The sequence below is a fragment of the Actinomadura meyerae genome, assembly GCF_900188445.1.
GTDB lineage: Bacteria > Actinomycetota > Actinomycetes > Streptosporangiales > Streptosporangiaceae > Spirillospora > Spirillospora meyerae.
Window position 1 is genome coordinate 101210 of the sequence record NZ_FZOR01000024.1, and the last position, 18039, is coordinate 119248.

The 18039-nt window shown below is 73.8% G+C and carries 20 protein-coding genes; 13 read left to right on the forward strand and 7 right to left on the reverse strand.

Features of this window, described 5'->3' with window-relative positions:
- Window positions 1-117 precede the first annotated feature (117 nt).
- Together CHF16_RS23610 and CHF16_RS23615 are read right to left on the reverse strand one after the other, a co-directional pair.
- Window positions 118-1734 carry a TerD family protein gene (locus CHF16_RS23610; RefSeq protein WP_089328287.1) on the reverse strand — a complete coding sequence of 539 codons (1617 nt, stop codon included), beginning with the start codon at window positions 1732-1734 and terminating at the stop codon, window positions 118-120.
- A gap of 5 nt (window positions 1735-1739) precedes the next feature.
- Window positions 1740-2309, reverse strand: coding sequence for a TerD family protein (locus tag CHF16_RS23615; protein WP_089328288.1), 570 nt, complete (start codon window positions 2307-2309; stop codon window positions 1740-1742).
- A gap of 311 nt (window positions 2310-2620) precedes the next feature.
- On the opposite strand from CHF16_RS23615, the gene CHF16_RS41915 reads away from it, so the two are divergent.
- From CHF16_RS41915 to CHF16_RS23640, 6 genes are all read left to right on the forward strand, one after another.
- Window positions 2621-2749: a hypothetical protein gene (locus tag CHF16_RS41915; RefSeq protein WP_281259383.1), complete on the forward strand. Its 129-nt coding sequence runs from the start codon at window positions 2621-2623 to the stop codon at window positions 2747-2749.
- Between the two features lies 1 nt (window position 2750).
- Window positions 2751-3353 (forward strand): cob(I)yrinic acid a,c-diamide adenosyltransferase, encoded by a 603-nt coding sequence (gene cobO, locus CHF16_RS23620; protein ID WP_089328289.1) that lies wholly within the window; start codon window positions 2751-2753, stop codon window positions 3351-3353.
- 189 nt (window positions 3354-3542) lie between these two features.
- Window positions 3543-4664 (forward strand): 5-methyltetrahydropteroyltriglutamate--homocysteine S-methyltransferase, encoded by a 1122-nt coding sequence (locus tag CHF16_RS23625; protein WP_089328290.1) that lies wholly within the window; start codon window positions 3543-3545, stop codon window positions 4662-4664.
- Between the two features lie 202 nt (window positions 4665-4866).
- Window positions 4867-5703: an undecaprenyl-diphosphate phosphatase gene (locus tag CHF16_RS23630; protein ID WP_089328291.1), complete on the forward strand. Its 837-nt coding sequence runs from the start codon at window positions 4867-4869 to the stop codon at window positions 5701-5703.
- Window positions 5704-5770: 67 nt separating this feature from the next.
- Window positions 5771-6514 carry a dienelactone hydrolase family protein gene (locus CHF16_RS23635; protein WP_089328292.1) on the forward strand — a complete coding sequence of 248 codons (744 nt, stop codon included), beginning with the start codon at window positions 5771-5773 and terminating at the stop codon, window positions 6512-6514.
- 33 nt (window positions 6515-6547) lie between these two features.
- Window positions 6548-6832, forward strand: a complete 285-nt coding sequence (locus CHF16_RS23640) for a DUF6295 family protein (protein WP_089328293.1) — start codon at window positions 6548-6550, stop codon at window positions 6830-6832.
- Window positions 6833-6930: 98 nt separating this feature from the next.
- Here CHF16_RS23640 and CHF16_RS23645 read toward each other — a convergent pair whose 3' ends face one another.
- Entirely contained in the window at window positions 6931-8364 is a 1434-nt protein-coding gene (locus tag CHF16_RS23645; RefSeq protein ID WP_089328332.1) for an amidohydrolase family protein, read from the reverse strand.
- Between the two features lie 223 nt (window positions 8365-8587).
- Between CHF16_RS23645 and CHF16_RS23650 the strand changes: the two genes are divergently transcribed.
- Genes CHF16_RS23650 through CHF16_RS23670 form a run of 5 tightly spaced genes read left to right on the forward strand, consistent with a single transcriptional unit; the run spans window position 8588 to window position 12823 of the window.
- Entirely contained in the window at window positions 8588-9808 is a 1221-nt protein-coding gene (locus tag CHF16_RS23650; protein ID WP_089328294.1) for a CaiB/BaiF CoA transferase family protein, read from the forward strand.
- Window positions 9801-10637, forward strand: a complete 837-nt coding sequence (locus CHF16_RS23655; protein WP_089328295.1) for a citryl-CoA lyase — start codon at window positions 9801-9803, stop codon at window positions 10635-10637. Before CHF16_RS23650 ends, CHF16_RS23655 begins: the two co-directional genes overlap by 8 nt.
- Window positions 10630-11493 (forward strand): DODA-type extradiol aromatic ring-opening family dioxygenase, encoded by an 864-nt coding sequence (locus tag CHF16_RS23660; RefSeq protein ID WP_089328296.1) that lies wholly within the window; start codon window positions 10630-10632, stop codon window positions 11491-11493. The genes CHF16_RS23655 and CHF16_RS23660 overlap by 8 nt, the downstream gene beginning before the upstream one ends.
- The gene (locus CHF16_RS23665) at window positions 11490-11852 is read left to right on the forward strand and encodes a hypothetical protein (RefSeq protein WP_089328297.1); all 363 of its coding nucleotides are present in this window, start codon (window positions 11490-11492) and stop codon (window positions 11850-11852) included. Before CHF16_RS23660 ends, CHF16_RS23665 begins: the two co-directional genes overlap by 4 nt.
- Window positions 11853-11854: 2 nt before the next feature.
- A complete protein-coding gene (locus CHF16_RS23670; protein ID WP_089328298.1) occupies window positions 11855-12823 on the forward strand; it encodes a quinone oxidoreductase family protein in 969 nt (322 codons plus the stop codon).
- Here the strand turns inward: CHF16_RS23670 and CHF16_RS23675 are convergent.
- Entirely contained in the window at window positions 12801-13610 is an 810-nt protein-coding gene (locus CHF16_RS23675; RefSeq protein ID WP_089328299.1) for an IclR family transcriptional regulator domain-containing protein, read from the reverse strand. The two genes, CHF16_RS23670 and CHF16_RS23675, sit on opposite strands and share 23 nt — an antisense overlap.
- A gap of 158 nt (window positions 13611-13768) precedes the next feature.
- Here CHF16_RS23675 and CHF16_RS23680 point away from each other — a divergent pair, with 158 nt between their 5' ends.
- Entirely contained in the window at window positions 13769-14341 is a 573-nt protein-coding gene (locus CHF16_RS23680) for an ArsR/SmtB family transcription factor (protein ID WP_089328300.1), read from the forward strand.
- Entirely contained in the window at window positions 14338-15642 is a 1305-nt protein-coding gene (locus CHF16_RS23685; RefSeq protein ID WP_218826802.1) for an MFS transporter, read from the forward strand. Before CHF16_RS23680 ends, CHF16_RS23685 begins: the two co-directional genes overlap by 4 nt.
- On the opposite strand, the gene CHF16_RS23690 is transcribed toward CHF16_RS23685, so the two are convergent.
- The 3 genes from CHF16_RS23690 to CHF16_RS23700 are packed head-to-tail and all read right to left on the reverse strand — an operon-like array spanning window position 15633 to window position 17877.
- Complete coding sequence (locus tag CHF16_RS23690; protein WP_089328302.1) at window positions 15633-16088, reverse strand: MaoC family dehydratase; 456 nt, start codon at window positions 16086-16088, stop codon at window positions 15633-15635. The genes CHF16_RS23685 and CHF16_RS23690 overlap by 10 nt on opposite strands.
- Window positions 16085-16975: an amidohydrolase family protein gene (locus CHF16_RS23695; RefSeq protein WP_089328303.1), complete on the reverse strand. Its 891-nt coding sequence runs from the start codon at window positions 16973-16975 to the stop codon at window positions 16085-16087. Before CHF16_RS23695 ends, CHF16_RS23690 begins: the two co-directional genes overlap by 4 nt.
- Entirely contained in the window at window positions 16972-17877 is a 906-nt protein-coding gene (locus CHF16_RS23700; protein WP_089328304.1) for an SDR family NAD(P)-dependent oxidoreductase, read from the reverse strand. The genes CHF16_RS23695 and CHF16_RS23700 overlap by 4 nt, the downstream gene beginning before the upstream one ends.
- Window positions 17878-18039 lie beyond the last annotated feature (162 nt).

Here is an 18039-nt window from a genome sequence, read left to right on the forward strand (position 1 = left end):
TGCCGAGTCGGCAACAGACGCGGCGGCGCATAAGCCCTACCCGCGGGGTAGCGGGGGCGTCACCGCCGGGCGCGCGTGTCAGGTGCCGGGCTCGGGCGCGGAACTCGGGTGCGGGGGCTAGTCGTAGGACGCCAGGGCGCGGGCGTGCAGGCCGAGGACGTGCGCGAACAGGGCGGGGGCCTGCGCGCCGGCGGCGTCGGGGAGGACGTCGGGGCTGAGCGTCCAGTCGGTGCCGACCCAGGAGTCGGCGATGGCGTCCGGGCTGGACGGGAGGTTGTTGCACGCCTGCCGGAGCCGGACGGCGCGCACGGACTCGGCGGCCGGGGTGTCGGTCTCCACCAGCAGCACCGGGACGCCGGCCGCCGGGCCGTCCTCCACCAGGCGCAGCAGCCCGTGCGCGCCGTCGCCGTCGAGCGCGGCGCCGGCGTCGAGGATGACCGCCAGCCGGACGGGCGGGCCGCCGCCGGGCAGGTCCTCGCCGCCGATGCGGCGCAGGTCGACCAGGTCGAGCAGGCGCCGGACGCGTTCGGCCGCGCCGGTGCCGACGGCCACGCCGCCGCCGAGCAGCCGGGAGGTCACCGCCGGGTCGAAGCCCTGCAGCCAGCCCGCGCCCGACAGGCCCGGCCCGTCGATGACGTCGAGCCCGACGAGGCCGGGCGGTGCCGCGGCGAGGAACCGGGTCGCCAGCGACCAGGCGTAGGCGGCCGAGTCGCCCGGCATGGTGCCCTGGGAGACCCACACGGCGCGGCGCCACGGCAGCCGCAGCACCAGCGGGATGCGCAGGTCCGGCAGCTCGGCCGTGGACAGCCGGCCGAGCAGCACCCCGCCGGCCAGGTCGGTGCGGGGCCGCCAGGTCAGCCAGGACGGCGCGTCGAACGGCGCGACCTCCGCCTCGACGTGCGGCTCCACCCGGGCCAGCTCGTCGCGGAGCTGGGCGGCGTCGGCGCGCAGCCGCTGGTCGGCGGTGGCCATCAGCTCGTCGAAGCGGCCGCGGGGCCGCCGCCCGGAGATCTCCTCGTTGCGGACGGTCAGCGCGTGCTCGGTGGCGGCGCGGAACGCGGCCAGCGAGCGGCTCGCGTCCTCCCAGACGAGCCAGCACCGTTCGAGGTAGTCGACCTCCGAATCGGGCGGCGGAGGCGGCGGCGGTGCGGGTGGCGGCACGGGTGGCGGCATCGGTGGCGGTACGGCCGCGGGCGGCGGCTGCGGCGCCCGCGGGGGTGGTGGCTGTGCGGGCGGTGGCTGGGTGCCCGGGTCGTCCACCTCGACGCCGTGCGCGGCGACCAGCTCGGCCAGGCCGCCGGCGTAGCCCTGGCCCACGGCGCGCACCTTCCACCCGCCGGCGCGGCGGTAGACCTCCAGGCCGATGATCGCCTGCTCGGGGCCGAGGCCGGCGGCGGTGAACGCGGCGGCCACCGCGCCGCCGGCGGTCAGGACCACCCGCGGCGGCTCCGGGCCGAACGAGGTGCCCCCGGCGAGGCTGACCGCGATGAGCACCGCGGCGACCTCGGCGGGGACCGCGTCGAGGTCGAGGTCGACGTGCTGGCCGCCGGTGTCCGACCAGCGGACGCCCGCGGCCTGCGGGGCGTTGAAGAACACCAGGTCGGCGTCGGAGCGGACGCGCAGGTCGGGACCGACGAGCAGAGCGCTGACGTCGACGGGCACGGCGCTGGAGACCGTCGCGGTCACCCGCCGGGCGGTCAGTGCCGCGTTGGCGCCGCGGGCGAGTTCGGTCATCGGCGTCAGGCGTGGGCCGCGATCGCCGGGAGCATGTCCTGGAACGTGCGGCCGTGGCAGGGCTCGCCGATCGCGTTCATCTTCCAGGCGCCGCCGTGCCGGTAGATGCGGGCCATCACCATCGCGGTGTGGGCGCCGCCGCCGGTCAGCGTGTACCGGGCGAGCTCACCGCCGTCCATCTCGTTGACCAGCCGGCAGAACGCGTTCTCGACCTCGTTGAACGTCTGGCCGTTGAACGAGCTGACCGTGAACACCAGCGAGGTGACGTGCACCGGGAGGCGGTTCAGGTCGACGATGACCGACTCGTCGTCGCCGTCGCCCGCGCCGGTCAGGTTGTCGCCGGTATGCCGGACGGAGCCGTCGTCGCTGACGAGCTTGCCGAAGTACACGACGTCCGCGAGGCTCTGGTCGGCGAACAGGACGCAGGACGCGTCGAGGTCGATGTCCCGCTCGCGGGAACCGAAGAACCCCTTCTTCTTCACCGCGTCCCAGCCCAGGCCCATCCGGACCATGCTGAGCGCGCCGCCGGGCTTCTCCAGCGAGATCCGCTGGCCCTTCACCATCGACACCGTCACAGCCGTCGCCTCCTCGCCGTCCCTGTGCCGCGCTGACCCGAGTGCGCCGGCCCGGACGCAAAGCCTTCCAGCCCGTCCGCCGTGTTGTCACCTCGTTCCCCGCTTCCCCTGTGAAACCCGCCCGCTCCACTGCGTTGACAGGGGTGGGCGCAGACCCTACGGTTCGCTTGATTCACGGTTGCCCGAGGGAAATCCGGTTAGATGCCGGTGCGGACGCGCCACTGTATCCGGGACGACGATCCCGGGAGCCAGGTCGCTCGGGTGACCGCGACCTCACTGTCCGGGACGCGCTAGATCCCCATGGAGGCTCCGTGAGCACGCTCAGTGCCCGCACCATCCCCCTTCCCCGATTCGTTCCCCGGCTGCTCGCGCTGCCCGCGCTGCTGCTGCTCGGCTACCTCGTCCGGACAACGGCGCCGTCTCCTGGGAAGGTGGCCTGAGATGCCTCAGGGGAAGCCGGTGTCCGTCCCCGACGACGGGCTGACCACCCGGCAGCGCCGCAACCGGCCGCTGCTGATCGTCCACACCGGGCCGGGGAAGGGCAAGTCGACGGCCGCGTTCGGGATGGCGCTGCGGGCGTGGAACCAGGACTGGCCGGTCGGGGTCTTCCAGTTCGTGAAGTCGGCGAAGTGGCGCACCGGGGAGGAGCGCGCGCTGCGGGTGCTCGGCGACAGCGGCGAGGGCGGGCCGGTCGCCTGGCACAAGATGGGCGAGGGCTGGTCGTGGATCCAGCGGCCCGGCACCGAGGAGGACCACGCGGCCGCCGCGCGGGAGGGCTGGGCGCAGATCAAGCGGGACCTCGCCGCGGAGACGTACCGTTTCTACGTGCTCGACGAGTTCACCTACCCGCTCAAGTGGGGCTGGCTGGACCCGGACGACGTGGTGGAGACGCTCACCTCCCGGCCGGGCGTCCAGCATGTCGTCGTCACCGGGCGGGACGCGCCGGACGCGCTGGTCGGGGCCGCCGACCTGGTGACGGAGATGGGCAAGGTCCGGCATCCGATGGACGCCGGGCAGAAGGGCCAGCGGGGCATCGAGTGGTGATCCCGCGCCTGGTGGTCGCGGCCGGTGGTCGCGGCGCCGTCGCCGGCCGACGGGAAGACGACGGTCGCGACGGGCCTGATGGCGGCGCCGCGCGGCAGGTAGCACGCATTTTCGGCAATTCATTGATCGTCGTTACGTACGTGCCTAGATTGGGCAGGGCAGGTTCTTCGCCGCGGAAGGAGCACCGTCTTGTCTCTGCGCACCCAGCCCCCGTTCCGCGCCGACCACGTCGGCAGCCTGCTGCGGCCGCCGGAGCTGCTGGCCGCCCGCGCCGACCACGCCGCGGGCCGCATCGACGCCGCGGCGCTGGCCGCGGCGGAGGACGCCGCCATCCGCGACGCGGTCGCCATGCAGCGCGAGGCGGGGCTGCGGTCGGCGACCGACGGGGAGTTCCGCCGCACCTCGTGGCACATGGACTTCATCTACCGGCTCGGCGGGATCAGCCCGGCGGACGAGAAGATCAAGGTGCGGTTCCACGGCGACGCCGGGGACATCGAGTTCACCACGGCCGCGCTGCGCGTGCACGACCGGGTCCGGCTGGAGGAGACGATCTTCGCCGACCACTTCGCGTTCCTGCGGGACGCCGCCGGGGACGGGGTGACGCCGAAGCTGACGATCCCGTCGCCGAACATGGTGCACTACCGGGGCGGGCCCGCCGCGATCGACCCGGCGGTCTACCCCGACGTCGAGGAGTTCTGGTCCGACCTCGCCGCCGCGTACGCCGAGCAGGTGCGGCGGCTCGGCGAGCTCGGCTGCCGGTACCTGCAGCTCGACGACACGAGCCTCGCCTACCTCAACGACCCGGCGCAGCGCGCCATGGTCAGCGAGCGCGGCGACGACGCCGAGCACCTGCACCTGCGCTACATCCGGCAGATCAACGCCGCGCTGGCGGGGCGCCCCGAGGGGATGAACGTCACCACCCACATGTGCCGGGGCAACTTCCGCTCGTCCTGGACGGCCGAGGGCGGCTACGACTTCGTCGCCGAGGCGCTGTTCTCGGAGCTGGACGTGGACGGCTTCTTCCTGGAGTACGACGACGAGCGGTCGGGCGGGTTCGAGCCGCTCCGGTTCGTCCCGCCGGGCAAGATGGTCGTGCTCGGGCTGGTCACGACCAAGCGCGGGGAGCTGGAGTCGAACGACGACCTCAAGCGCCGCGTCGACGAGGCGTCGCGGTACGTGCCGCTGGAGCAGATCTGCCTGTCGCCGCAGTGCGGGTTCTCCTCCACGGTCGAGGGGAACGTGCTGACCGCCGAGCAGCAGGCGGCGAAGCTGCGCCTCATCGCGGAGACCGCCGAGGAGATCTGGGGCTGAGCGCCCCGCCCGCCGGGAGCGCCCCGCCCGCCGGGGCGGCGGCTCGCCAGGGTGACGGCGCGCCGGGGTTTGAGCCTGACCATTCGGTGAATGCTGGGTGAAGTCATCACCTTGATCGCGGGCGGCGCCCGGCGCCCCGCGTAGCCTCGGTTCGGATCCCGCGGGGCCGGAGCGGGGACGACGGTGCGGGAGGGGAACGCCGGTGAGCGTCATCAATGTCGGGCAGGCGGTCGTCCTCGGCATCGTGGAGGGCCTGACCGAGTTCCTCCCGGTGTCCTCGACCGGGCACCTGAAGATCACCGAGGGGCTGATGGGCGTCCCGGTGGACGACAAGGCCGTCGTGGGCTTCACCGCGGTGATCCAGGTCGGCGCGATCGCGGCCGTGCTGGTGTACTTCTTCTCCGACATCGTCCGGATCGTGAAGGCGTGGGGCCGCGGGATCGCCGACCGGGAGCAGCGGTACCACCACGACTACAGGTTCGGCTGGTGGGTGATCTTCGCGACCGTCCCGGTGGTGGTCGTGGGCGTCGCCGCCAAGGACCTCATCGAGGGGCCGCTGGCCTCGCTGTGGGTGGTCGCCGGGTCGCTGCTCGGCGGCAGCGTCGTGATGTGGCTCGCCGACCGGCTCGGCCGGCACAAGCGCGGCGAGGACGACACCTCGTTCGCCGACGCGATGCTGATCGGGTCGGCGCAGATCCTCGCCATGCTGTTCCCCGGCTTCTCCCGGTCCGGGGCGACGATGTCGGTCGGGCTGATGCTCGGGCTCGACCGGGTCGCCGCCACCCGGCTGTCGTTCTTCCTCGGCATCCCCGCGCTCACCGGCGCCGGGATCTACGAGCTGCCGTCCGCGCTCGGGACCTCGGTGGACGTGCTGCCGCTCGCCGTCGGCACGGCGGTGTCGTTCGCCGTCGCCTACGCGTCCATCGCCTGGCTGCTGCGCTTCGTCGCGCGGCACAGCTTCACGTCCTTCGTGGTCTACCGGATCGCGGTCGGGCTGCTGCTGTTCGGGCTCCTCGGCGCCGGCACGCTGAACGCCTGAGACCCGGCGCGGATGGGGAAGACTGTCACGGTCCACGGACCGATATGAGAGTGGAGCACCGACAGTCATGAACGATGCGATGTGGGCCGGGACCGTCGCGTTCCCCGGGCACGAGGGCGCCGAGCTGGAGGGCTACCTGGCGCGCCCGCTGAGCGACGCTCCGCGGGGCGGCGTGGTGCTGATCCACCACCTGCCCGGCTACGACGCCGGGACGAAGGAGTTCGCCCGCACGTTCGCCGCGCACGGGTACGCGGCGGTCGTCCCGAACCTGTACTCGCGGGAGGGCGCGGGCGTCAGTCCCGACGACCAGGCCGCCGCGGCCCGCGCGAAGGGCGGCGTGCCGGACGAGCAGCTCGTCGGCGACGTCGCCGGGGCCGCCGCCTACCTGAACTCGCTGGAGCACGCGAACGGGAAGATCGGCGTCATCGGGTACTGCTCCGGCGGGCGGCAGGCGTTCCTCGCCGCGTGCTCGCTGGACATCGACGCCGCCGTCGACTGCTACGGCGCGTTCGTCGTCAGCGAGCCGCCGAAGGACGCCGGGCTGAAGATGACGCCGCTGCTGCACAGGGCGCCGGACCTGTCGTGCCCGCTGCTCGGCCTGTTCGGCGAGGACGACAAGGCCCCGCCGCCGGACGAGGTCGCCGCCCTGGACGCGGAGCTGACCCGGCTCGGCAAGGAGCACGAGTTCCACACCTACCCGGGCGCCGGGCACGCGTTCTTCGCCGTCGAGCGGCCCGCGTTCCGGCCCGCCGCCGCCAAGGACGGCTGGGAGAAGATCTTCGCGTTCTTCGGCCGCCACCTGGCCGCCTGAGCACCGCCCGAGAACCGCCTGAGAGGGGACGCCATGTGCACCTACCAGACCGTCAAGGTCGAGCTGGACGGCGCGGCGAAGGGCGCGACCGGATGGTTCACGCTGACCGACGGCGCCGTCTACGTCGACCACCCGTACCACGCGTGCCACGAGCACACGGTGAACATCGACTTCACCAACCCGGGCGCCGGGCCGTCCGCGCGCGTCGCGGTCGAGCTGACCGAGGAGGCGGCGCTGGCGCTGGTCGCGGCGATCCAGGAGGCCCTCGCGGCCGCCCCGCCCGGTCTCGCCTCCGGGCGCGGCTCCACCGCGGCCTGACGCCTCCGCGGGGCGGCGCGGCCACCGTGCCGCGCCGCCCCCGCGCCGCTTCACCGGCGGCAGGCGGGGACGGGTGGAACCGGGCGGCGGCGGGGCGCTCAGGCGGTGCGGGTGGCGTCGCTGCGGTAGTCGGTGTAGGTGTACGGGTTGTCGAGGATCTTGGTCTCGGGGATGTCGGGGTTCATGCCCGCCGCCCACGCCTCCTCCCCCATCGACCCGCGCAGGTACTCCACCGTGGCCTCCGCCTCGCGGCGCGCGGCGGCCAGGTCGACGCCCACCAGCCGGTGGTCGTGCTTGACCACGCGCCCGTTCACCACGACCGTGTGGACGTCCCCGCGCTGCGCCTGGAACGCGACGTGCCCGTAGGGGTTGAGGACGGGGAACGACACCGGCGAGTGGTCGTTCTTGATCAGGACGACGTCGGCCTTCTTCCCGGGTTCGAGGGTGCCCAGGTCGTCGCGGCCGAGCGCGCGGGCGCCGCCGCGGGTCGCCCAGTCCACGACCTGGTCGGCGCGCAGGCTGCAATGGGTGACGGTGTCGCCGTTGCCGTGCGCTTCCAGGTGCATGCGGGAGCGGTCGGCGCCGAGCGTGGCGCGCATCGCGGAGAACAGGTCGCCGCTCCACCACACGCTCGTGTCCATCGACAGCGACACGGGGATGCCGTGCGTGCGCAGCGTCCAGGTGGGCGGGTAGCCCTGCCCGGCGCTCTGCTCGCTCTCGGTCGACACCGAGATGGAGCCGCCGGTGGCGGCGATGCGGTGGTAGGAGTCCGCGGACAGGGACGCGGCGTGCACGTACACCGTCTCGGGCGTCATGAAGCCGTTGTCGTGCATCTGCCGGATGCCCTCGTCGCTGGTCGCGCCCCAGACCCCGGCGTGGGTGGTGACGGGGACGCCGAGGTCGCGGGCGGCCTCGAAGGCGGGCCGCTCCGGGAAGGACGGGTCGCCGAGCACGTCGAACGCGACCTGGAAGCCGAGCATGTCGCCGCCGGCGAGCCTGCCCGCCAGGTCGCGGAACTCCGGCGTGGCCGTCCATTCGGCGGGCGGCGCCTGGATGTTGCCGTAAGCGAGGACGTACCGCCCGGGTACGGAGCGCAGCGCGTCCACGGCGGCGTCGGCGTGGCCGGGGGTCTGCAGGCCGTGCGACCAGTCGACGACCGTGGTGACCCCGGCGTCGACCGCCTCGATCGCCGCGAGCAGGTTCCCGGCGTGCACGTCCTCGGGCCGGAACCGCTTGCCGTGCTCCAGGTAGTACCAGACGAAGTACTGGGTCAGCGTCCAGTCGGCGCCGTAGCCGCGCATCGCGGTCTGCCACATGTGCCGGTGGGTGTCGATCATCCCGGGCATGACGATGCCGCCGGACGCGTCGATCTCGGCGGTGCCGTCCGGTACCGGGAGGCCGGGCCCGACCGCGGTGATCCGGTCGCCCTCGATGAGGACGTCGGCGCCGTCCAGGACCGCGCGGCCGTCGGTCATCGGCAGCACCGTGCCGCCGCGCAGCACCAGGGGGCGCCCCGGCTCGAACTCGCTCATCATCGCTCTCCTCGTCTGTGACCCGACCGCCGGGAGCTGTACGGACCGATGTCCGCTCTACGGTCAAACTCGCATGCCGTCACTCTCGCCACATGTAGTCAAAGTGTCAACCACTTGACCACCGCGGATGCGGGCATGCCAGAATCGCGATGACGGACGAGTGTCCGTGCAACGGACGACCAGGCGCGCCCGCACGGCGGGAACGCCGGAGCAAGGGAGCCGGATGACTGACGACACCGCGCGCGGCGGGCCGCTCTCGGGGGTGCTGGTGGCGGACTTCTCCCGGATCCTGGCCGGGCCCTACGCCACCATGCTGCTGGCCGACCTCGGCGCGGACGTGATCAAGGTCGAGGGACCGCGCGGCGACGACACCCGCACCTGGACGCCGCCCGCGCGCGGCGACACGGCGACCTACTACCTCGGCGTCAACCGCGGCAAGCGCTCGATCGCGCTGGACCTCGGCGACCCGCGGGACGCCGCCGCCGCCCGCGAGCTGGCCCGCCGCGCCGACGTCCTGATCGAGAACTTCAAGCCCGGCGGCCTCGCCCGCTTCGGCCTGGACTACGAGGCCGTCCGCGCCGCCAACCCCGGCATCGTCTACGGCTCCATCACCGGGTTCGGGTCGGGCGCCGGGCGCGCGGTCCCCGGCTACGACCTGATGGTGCAGGCGATCTCCGGGCTGATGAGCCTGACCGGCGACCCCGCCGGCCCGCCGTACCGGGCGGGCATCTCGGTGTTCGACGTGATGGCCGGCAACCACGCGGCGATCGGCATCCTGGCGGCGCTGCGGCACCGGGACGCGACCGGCGAGGGCCAGCTCGTCGAGGTGAACCTGCTGTCGTCGGCGCTGACCGGGCTCGTCAACCACAGCTCCGCCTACGTCGCCGGCGGCACCGTCCCGTACCGGATGGGCAACGCGCACCCCAGCGTGTTCCCCTACGAGCCGCTGCCGACCGCCGACAACGACCTGATCGTCACGGCGGCGAACGACGGGCAGTTCCGCCGGCTGTGCGGCGTGCTCGGGATCCCGGACGTCGCCGACGACCCGCGCTTCGCGACCAACGCCGCCCGGACCGCCAACCGCGACGCGCTGCGGCCCCTCCTGGTGGAGCGGCTGAAGCGGCGCGGGGCGGTCGAGTGGTTCGAGCTGCTGGTGGACGCGGGCGTGCCGAGCGGGCCGATCAACACCATCGACGGCGGCTTCGCGATGGCCGAGCGGTTCGAGCTGGACCCGGTCGTGGTCGTCGGCGAGGGCGGCCGCGCGGTGCCGACGACCCGGCACCCGATCCGCTTCTCCAGGACGCCCGCGACGTACCGGCTCCCGCCGCCGGACCTGGACGAACACGGCGCCGAGCTGCGTCGATGGCTGTCCGAGCCGCGGGACGCGCAGCGGAACGAGGGGCGATTCGAGGGGGACATCGAGGGGGACGACGACCGTGGCTGAGACACCCGAGTACCCGACGGCGCTGGGCGCGTCCACCCGGGAGACGATCACGCTGCTCGGCCGCGACCTGGCCGCGGACGTGATGGGCGAGGTCGGGTTCGGCGAGCTGGCGTTCTGGCTGGCGGCGCAGCGGCGCCCGGCCTCCGGCGAGACGCGCGTCTTCGAGGCGGTCCTCGCCGCGCTCGCCGACCACGGCTTCACCCCCACCGCGATCGTCACCCGGCTGACGTACCTGTCGGCGCCCGACTCGGTGCAGGGCGCGCTCGCCGCCGGGCTGCTGGGCGGCGGGTCCCGGTTCCTCGGCGTCACCGAGGACACCGGCCGCTTCCTCCACGGCGTCCTGGCCTCGGTCGAGGGCGGGCTCCCGTCCGACGACGCCGGATGGGACGCGCTGGCGCTGCGAACCCTGCGGGTGGAGCGGGAGGCGAGGCGGTTCGTCCCGGGCCTCGGCCACCACGTGCACAAGGACGGCGACCCGCGCACCCCCCGGCTGGTGGAGATCGCCACCGAGGAGGGGCTGTTCGGCCCGCACCTGTCGCTGTTCGCCGCGATCGGCCGCGTCCACCCCGAGGTGCTCGGCAGGACGCTGCCGCTGAACGGCGCGGGCGTGTGCGGCGCCGCGCTCGCCGACCTCGGCCTGCCGCTGGAGCTGCTGCGCGGGTTCGCGCTGCTCGCCCGCACCGCCGGGCTGATCGGGCAGCTCGCCGAGGAGCTGCGCCGCCCCGTCGGCAACGAGATCTTCCTGTCGGTGGACCTCAACAACCGGTCCATCGCACCCGACCCCTACACCCCCACCTCCACCCCCACCCCCGGAGACCGTCATGGCTGAACTGGTCGCTGTGATCGCTTCGACCCACCACCCCTTCTACTACCGCGCGAGCACCGCGACCGGCGAGGACCGCCCCGACTTCGCCGACGAGTGGGGCCGCAAGGTCGAGGCGTTCCGCGCGACGCTGACCAGGGCCCGCCCGGACGTCCTGGTGATGGTCGGCTCCGACCACTTCCACCAGCTGTGGCTGGACAACATGCCGCAGTTCCTCATCGGCAAGGCGCCGTTCTACGACGCGAACTGGTACAACGAGGAACGCGAGTTCGGGCTGCCGCGCATGCTGCTGAAGGGCCAGGAGGACCTGTCGGCCCACCTGCTGCGCGAGGGCATCGACGCGGGGTTCGACCTGGCGTTCTCCAACGAGCTGCGGATCGACCACTCGATCACCTGCCCGATCATCACGCTGCGCCCGCAGAACGACCTGCCGATCGTCCCCGTCTACACCAACATCTTCGCGCCGCCGCTGCCGCGGCCGGAGCGCTTCGTCCGGCTCGGGCGGACGATCCGCGAGCTGGTCGAGTCGTGGCCCGGCGAGCAGCGCGTCGCGGTCATCGGCACCGGGCACCTGTCGCTGGAGCTCGGCGGCCCGCGCCAGTTCGGCCCGCACGGCCCCGACCCGGAGTTCGACGCGAAGGCCGTCGAATGGATCTCCTCCGGGGACATCGAGGGCTGCCTGTCGGAGGTCACCCTCGACAGCCTGCACGCCCCCGGGAACGCCACCCACGGGTTCATGGACTTCATGCTTATGATGGGCGTCGCCGGGGACGACCAGAAGGCCGACTACGTCGACACGTACGACCTGTTCCACACGATGGAGGCCTACTTCACCTGGTACCCGAACGGAGCGGACGCGTGAGCAAGTACTTGCTGAACAAGTTCCTCTACACTGTCGACCGCGACCCCGGCCTCGTCGAGCGCTACCGGACCGACCCGGAGGCGACCGTGGCGTGGTGGGAGGACGAGCAGGCCAACCGCATCATCAACTGCCACGGCGGCGAGTCGTCCACCTGGCTGCGGTTCGAGGACGACGAGCGGGCGGCGCTGGCCGGGCACGACTACCCCAGGCTGTTCGAGCTGGGCGCGCATCCGTTCCTGACGCTGACGCTGTTCATCGCGATGTTCGAGCGCGACTACGCCGAGCCCCTGGGCTTCCAGCTGGAGTACGCGCGGCGGCTCGGGCACTTCGCGCTCCCCTACCCCGACATCGCGACCTGAGCATGCGCGCCGCGGAGATCGTGGAGACCGGGCGACCGCCCGTGGTGGCCGACCGGAAGGCCCCCGCGCCGGGGGACGGCGAGGTCCTGGTCGACGTCCTCGCCGCGCCCATCACGCCGCTCGACCTGCTGTGCGCGACCGGGACGTCCTACTTCGGGGCGCCCGCGACCCCGTACGTGCCCGGCGTCCAGGGCGTCGGGACGCACGGCGGGCGGACGGTCTGGTTCCCGACGCGGGCGGGGATGGCGCCGGGCGACGGCAGCATGGCCGAGGTCGCGTCCGTCCCGGAGGCGTCCCTCGTCGAGCTGCCGGACGGCGCCGACCCGGTGCAGCTCGCGGCGCTCGGCCTGTCGGCGGTCGCCGCGCACATGGCGCTGACCTGGCGCGGCGGGCTCACCGCCGGCGAGCAGGTGATCGTGCTGGGCGCGGGCGGGATCGTCGGCCAGGCCGCCGTGCAGCTCGCGCGGACGGCGGGCGCCCGGCGCGTCATCGCGGGCGCACGGTCGCCGGCCGCCCGGGAGCGGGCGGTCGCGGCCGGCGCGGACGCGGCCGTCGCCCTCGACACCGGCGACGTCGACGAGCTGGCCCGGCGGTTCGCCGCCGCCGCCGACGGGCGGCCCGTGGACCTCGTCCTCGACCCGCTGTTCGGCGTCCCGGCGGCGGCAGCGGCGCGGACGCTGCGCTCCGGCGGGCGGCTGGTCAACCTCGGCGGCTCGGCGGGCGAGACGTGCCCGATCGAGTCGGCGCTGCTGCGGGGCAAGTCGCTGCGGCTGCTCGGCTACACCAACAACGAGCTGACGGGCGGGCAGCTTGCGGAGTCGATCGGGTACGTCGCGGCGCAGGCCGCGTCCGGCCGGCTCGCGGTCGCCCACGAGACCGTGCCGCTGGCCGACGCGGAGGCGGCGTGGCGGCGGCAGGGCGAGGGGACGGCGACCGGCCGGATCGTCCTCACCCCGCGGCCGGGCGGGTGACCTGCGGGACGCTCTCCAGCCGCGCGAAGTCGGCGCTGATCTCCCCCGCCGTGTGCAGCAGCAGCGGCAGGTACTCCTCCAGCAGCCGCTCGACGGGCGTCTCGGCGGCGTGGGTGTTGACGTTGATGCCCGCGATGACGCGGCCGGAGCCGTCCCGCAGCGGCGCCGCGACCGAGCGGATGCCGCGGGCGAGCTGCTCGTCGGTCAGCGCCCAGCCGCGCGCCCGCACCTCGCGCAGCTCGGCGTCCCGCTCCGCCTTGCTCGGCTGGACGCGCGGCTCCAGCCCGGACCGGGTCGGCTCGGCGAGGATCCGGTCGACCTCGGCGGGGTCGAGCGCGGCGAGCTGCACCTTGCCGAGCGAGGTCTGCAGCGCCGGGAACCGGGTGCCGATCTGCACCGCCAGCGCGACGATCTTCGGGACGGCGACCCGCGCGACGTAGACGATGTCGGACCCGTCGAGCTGCGCGATCGAGCACGACTCGTTCGTCCGGGCGACGAGTCGCTCCATGTGCGGGCGCGCCACGTCCCACAGGCCCATGGACCGGACGTAGGCGACGCCGAGGTCGAGCACGCGCGGGGTGAGCGCGTAGCCGCCCTCGCCCGCCCGGACGTAGCCGAGCTCCCGCAGCGTGAGCAGGACGCGCCGCGCGGTCGGCCGGGCGAGCCCCGCGGCCTCGGCGACCTGCGCGAGGGTCATCACCGGCCGCCGCGCCTCGAAGGCGGTGATGACGTCAAGGCCCCGGGCCAGCGCCTCGATGAAATCCGGTCCGGTGCCTTCCCGTGGCATCGATCATCCCCTCGCCGTCGTTCCGGTCACTCGGCCGTCCATCATACGGACACCTGACCGGAGACCCGGCGCCGCCACGGCATCTTGGCGCGGACCTGCGCCAAGGCCTTATGCAAGAGATGTTGCGCAACAGTTCTTGTGGATGCCATCATCCCCGCATGACCGATGACGACGCCTCCAAGGTGACCGACTCCCGGGTGCTGGCCGCGATGTCGCATCCGCTCCGCCGCCGGCTGCTGGACGTCCTCAAGGTGTACGGCCCGGCCACCGCGTCCGCCCTCGCCGGGCGGACGGACCAGGCCGTCGCCAACATCAGCCACCACCTGAAGGTGCTCGGCGCCGCGGGCCTGATCGTGGAGGCGCCGGAGCTCGCCAAGGACCGCCGCGAACGCTGGTGGCGGCTCGCCGAACCGGAGCTGCGCTGGGTCACCGGCGACTTCGACGACGACCCCGCGCGCCAGGCGGTCGCGGGTGCGGCGGCCTCCCTCGCCCTCGACCGGCAGGTCGGCCTCGTCCGCGCCTGGCACGCCGTCAGGGAGGAGCGGCAGGACTGGAACGGGGCGGCCTTCTCCGTCGACACGTGGCTGCACCTGACGCCCGCCGAACTCGGCGAATTCGAGCGTGAGCTCCTGGCGCTGCTCGGCCGGTGGGAGGAGCGGGCCGTCCCGGACGACGGGCGGCAGCGCGAACCGGTCTTCTTCTTCGCGCACGGCGTTCCGGCGCAACCGTGACCGTGCCTGTGCCCGAAGGCTCGATGGGCCGCCCGCTACGGCACCGCGACTTCCGCCTGCTCTGGATCGGGCAGACGGCCGGGAAGCTGGGAAGCAGCGTGACCGGCCTGGCCCTGCCGCTGGCCGCGATCGCCCTCGACGCGAGCACGTTCCAGGTGACGCTGCTGTCCGCGGCGCCCTGGCTGCCCTGGCTGCTCATCGGCCTGCCCGCCGGCGCCTGGGTGGACCGCCTCCCGCGCCGGCCGGTGATGCTCGCCTGCGACCTGACCTCCCTGCTCCTGCTCACCAGCGTCCCGGCCGCCGCGTGGCTGCACCACCTGACCTTCCCCCACCTGCTGGCCGTGGCCCTTGGCTCCGGCTGCGCGGGCGTGGTGTTCCAGACGGCGTACCAGGTCTACCTGCCGTCCCTGCTGGCGCCGGGCGATCTGGCGGCGGGCAACGCCCGGATCCAGGCCGGCGAGGCCGCCGCCCAGGTCGGCGGTCCGGGCGTCGCCGGGCTGGTCGCCCGGGTCGCGGGCGCGGTCAATGCGCTGGTGGTCGACGCTGCGAGCTTCCTGATCTCGGCGGTCTGCGTGCTGGCCATCCGCACCCGCGAACCTCCCGTCGACCGCAGGCGCCGCGGCGGCACGCTGCGCCGGGAGATCGGGGACGGCCTGCGCTTCGTGGCACGCGACCCCTACCTGCGCGTGCTGACGCTGTTCTCCGCCGCGAGCAACATCGCGCTCTTCGGGTACCAGTCGATCCTGGTCCCGTTCCTCGTGCGCGAGGTGGGGGCGAGCCCCGGGACGGTCGGCCTCCTCGTCTCGGCGACGAGCCTCGGCGGCCTGCTCGGCGCCGCCTCGGCCACGGCCCCCGCCCGGCGCTTCGGCTCGGCGCGGACCCTGCTGGCCGCCGAGATCGGCGCGGCCCCGTTCGGCCTGCTGATCCCGCTCACCACCGCCGGGCCGGGTCTGGCCCTGGCGGTCGCGGGCGGGTTCGCCGTCGGGGCGGGGGCGGCGGTCGGCAACGTCCTCAAGGGGACCTTCCGGCAGGCGTACACGCCGCGCGCCCTTCTCGGCCGCGTCACGGTCACGATGCAGCTGGTCAGCTACGGGACGATCCCGCTGGGCGCCCTGCTCGGCGGCGCGCTCGCCACGGCCGTCGGCGTCCGGCCCGCCATGTGGATCACGACGGGAGCGCTGGCCGCCTCGGGGCTGGTCCTCCTCCCCGGCCCGCTGACCCGCCACCGCGACCTCCCGAGCGGCGCTGTCCACCACCGGGAGGCCGCGCCGGCGGAGCCGCCGGCGGGCGCCTACGGGTAGAAGCGGAAGATCGGCCGCAGGACGCAGGCCGGCTTGTCGCCGTTCTCGATCTCGACGACCAGGTCGGGAATCACCTGGAGGCCGCCGCCGGAGACGTCCGAGACGTCGGCGAGGGTCCCGGCGAGCCGGATGCGGGCACCGGCCGGGACCGGAGCCGGGAACCGCACCTTGTCGAGCCCGTAGTTGACCTTGGTGGTGACGCCGGTGACGTCGAGGAGCTCCGTCCACAGCGGGATGACCAGCGACAGCGTCAGGTACCCGTGCGCGATCGGGCCGCCGAACGGGCCGTCCTTCGCGCGCTCGGGATCGACGTGGATCCACTGGTGGTCGCCGGTCGCGTCGGCGAACGTGTTGATGCGGGCCTGGTCCACGTCCAGCCAGCGGCTGGTGCCGAGCGACCCGCCCACCAGGCTCTTCAGGTCCTCGAACGCGACGGTGGTGCTCATGCCTTCTCCTTTCCGCCCCGCAGGCCGAGGGCCCGGACGGCGTTGTCCTTGAGGATCTTGGGGCGGACGTGCGGCTTGATCTCCAGCTTCGCGAAGTCGTCCCGCCACCGGTCGGGGGTGATGACCGGATAGTCGGAGCCGAACAGCACCTTGTCCTGCAGCAGGCCCCCGGCGTACCGGACGAGCTGCGGCGGGAAGTACTTCGGCGACCACCCGGACAGGTCGATGTAGACGTTCGGCTTGTGCGTGGCGACGGCGAGGGCCTCGTCCTGCCAGGGGAACGACGGGTGCGCCATGATGATCGTCAGATCCGGGAGGTCGGCCGCGACGTCGTCCAGCAGCATCGGGTTCGACAGGCCGAGCCGGATGCCGCCGCCGCCCGGCATGCCGGCGCCGATCCCGGTCTGCCCGGTGTGGAACAGCGCCGGGACGCCGTGCTCGGCGGCGGCCTCCAGCAGCGGGTAGGCGCTGCGGTCGTTCGGCGCGAAGCCCTGCAGCGACGGGTGGAACTTGATGCCGCGGACGCCGCGCTCCTCGATCAGCCGCCGGAACGTGCGGGCCCCGGCACGGCCCTTGGCCGGGTCGATGCTCGCGAACGGGATGAGGACGTCGGGGTGCTCGGCGGCGGCGTCGGCGATCTCCTCGTTCGACAGCGCCGGATGCCCGGTGGCCTTCTCGGTGTCGACGGTGAAGACGACGGCGGCCGTCCGGCGCTCGCGGTAGTAGGCCGCGATCTCGTGGACGCCGGGCGTGGGGTGCGCGCCGCCGAAGTACTTCGCGGACGCTTCGAGGAACTCGTCCGGAAGGGAGAGGTGGCCGTGCGCGTCGCTCTCCACATGGACGTGGACGTCGATGGCCTCCAGGGCGTCGAGGTCGAGGCCGCTCATCGGGGCTCCTCCGGGAGGTTCTCCCCCACGCTCTGCTCGTGCTCGGCGAAGACGGTCGGCCAGGCGGCGGCGATGTCGTCCGCGGTCCAGCCGCCGTCCCGGTAGGCGGCGACGGCCTGGGTCGGGTGCGTCCACAGCGAGAGGCGGTCGCCGCCGATCCCGATGGCCTGCCCGGTGATGCCGGACGCGGCGTCGGACGCCAGGAACGCGACCAGCCCGGCCGCGTCCTCCGGAGTGCCGAAGGCGAGGGCGCGGCGCGCGAACGGCGGCATCTCGCGTCCCTCCCGCATCGCCTCGACGTAGGGCGCGAGCGCGGGGATCGTCTCGGTCATCGCGGTCGCCGCGACCGGGACGACCGCGTTCACGGTGACGTTCGCGCGGGCCAGCTCCATGGCCCAGGTCCGGACGAACCCGACGATCCCCGCCTTGGCCGCGGAGTAGTTCGTCTGGCCGAAGTTGCCGCGCTGCCCGGCCGGCGAGCCGACCAGGATGAGCCGCCCGCCCTCGCCCTGCTCGCGGAACCGGACCGCCGCCGCGCGGGCGCAGGTGAACGTGCCCTTCAGGTGCACCTGGACGACGGTGTCGAAGTCGTCGTCGGACATCTTCCACAGCACCCGGTCGCGCAGGACCCCGGCGTTGGTCACCATCACGTCGAGCCGGCCGAACTCCGCCACGGCCCGCGCGACCAGCGCGTCCGCGGCCTCGGCCGGGCCGACCGCGGCGGGGTGGGCGACGGCCCGCCCGCCCGCGGCGGCGATCCGCGCCGCGGCCGCCTCGGCGGCGCCGGCGTCCGCGTCGTTGACGACGACGGCCGCGCCGGCGCGGGCGAGTTCCCCGGCGTAGGCGAGGCCGAGGCCCCGGCCGGCCCCGGTGACCACCGCCACCTTCCCGTTCAGCTCCATTGCCACCCTTCCGCTCCGCGTCGCGCGCCCGAAGGCTCCGCGCTGTGCCCTAGAAGCTAGATTCATTGATGTCGCTCGTCAAGATTTGTTCGAATAAACTGGGAGGGGCACCGGGCACCGTGCCCGTCGTGGTGGGATGTCCCGGTAGCGGTGACCGCCGAT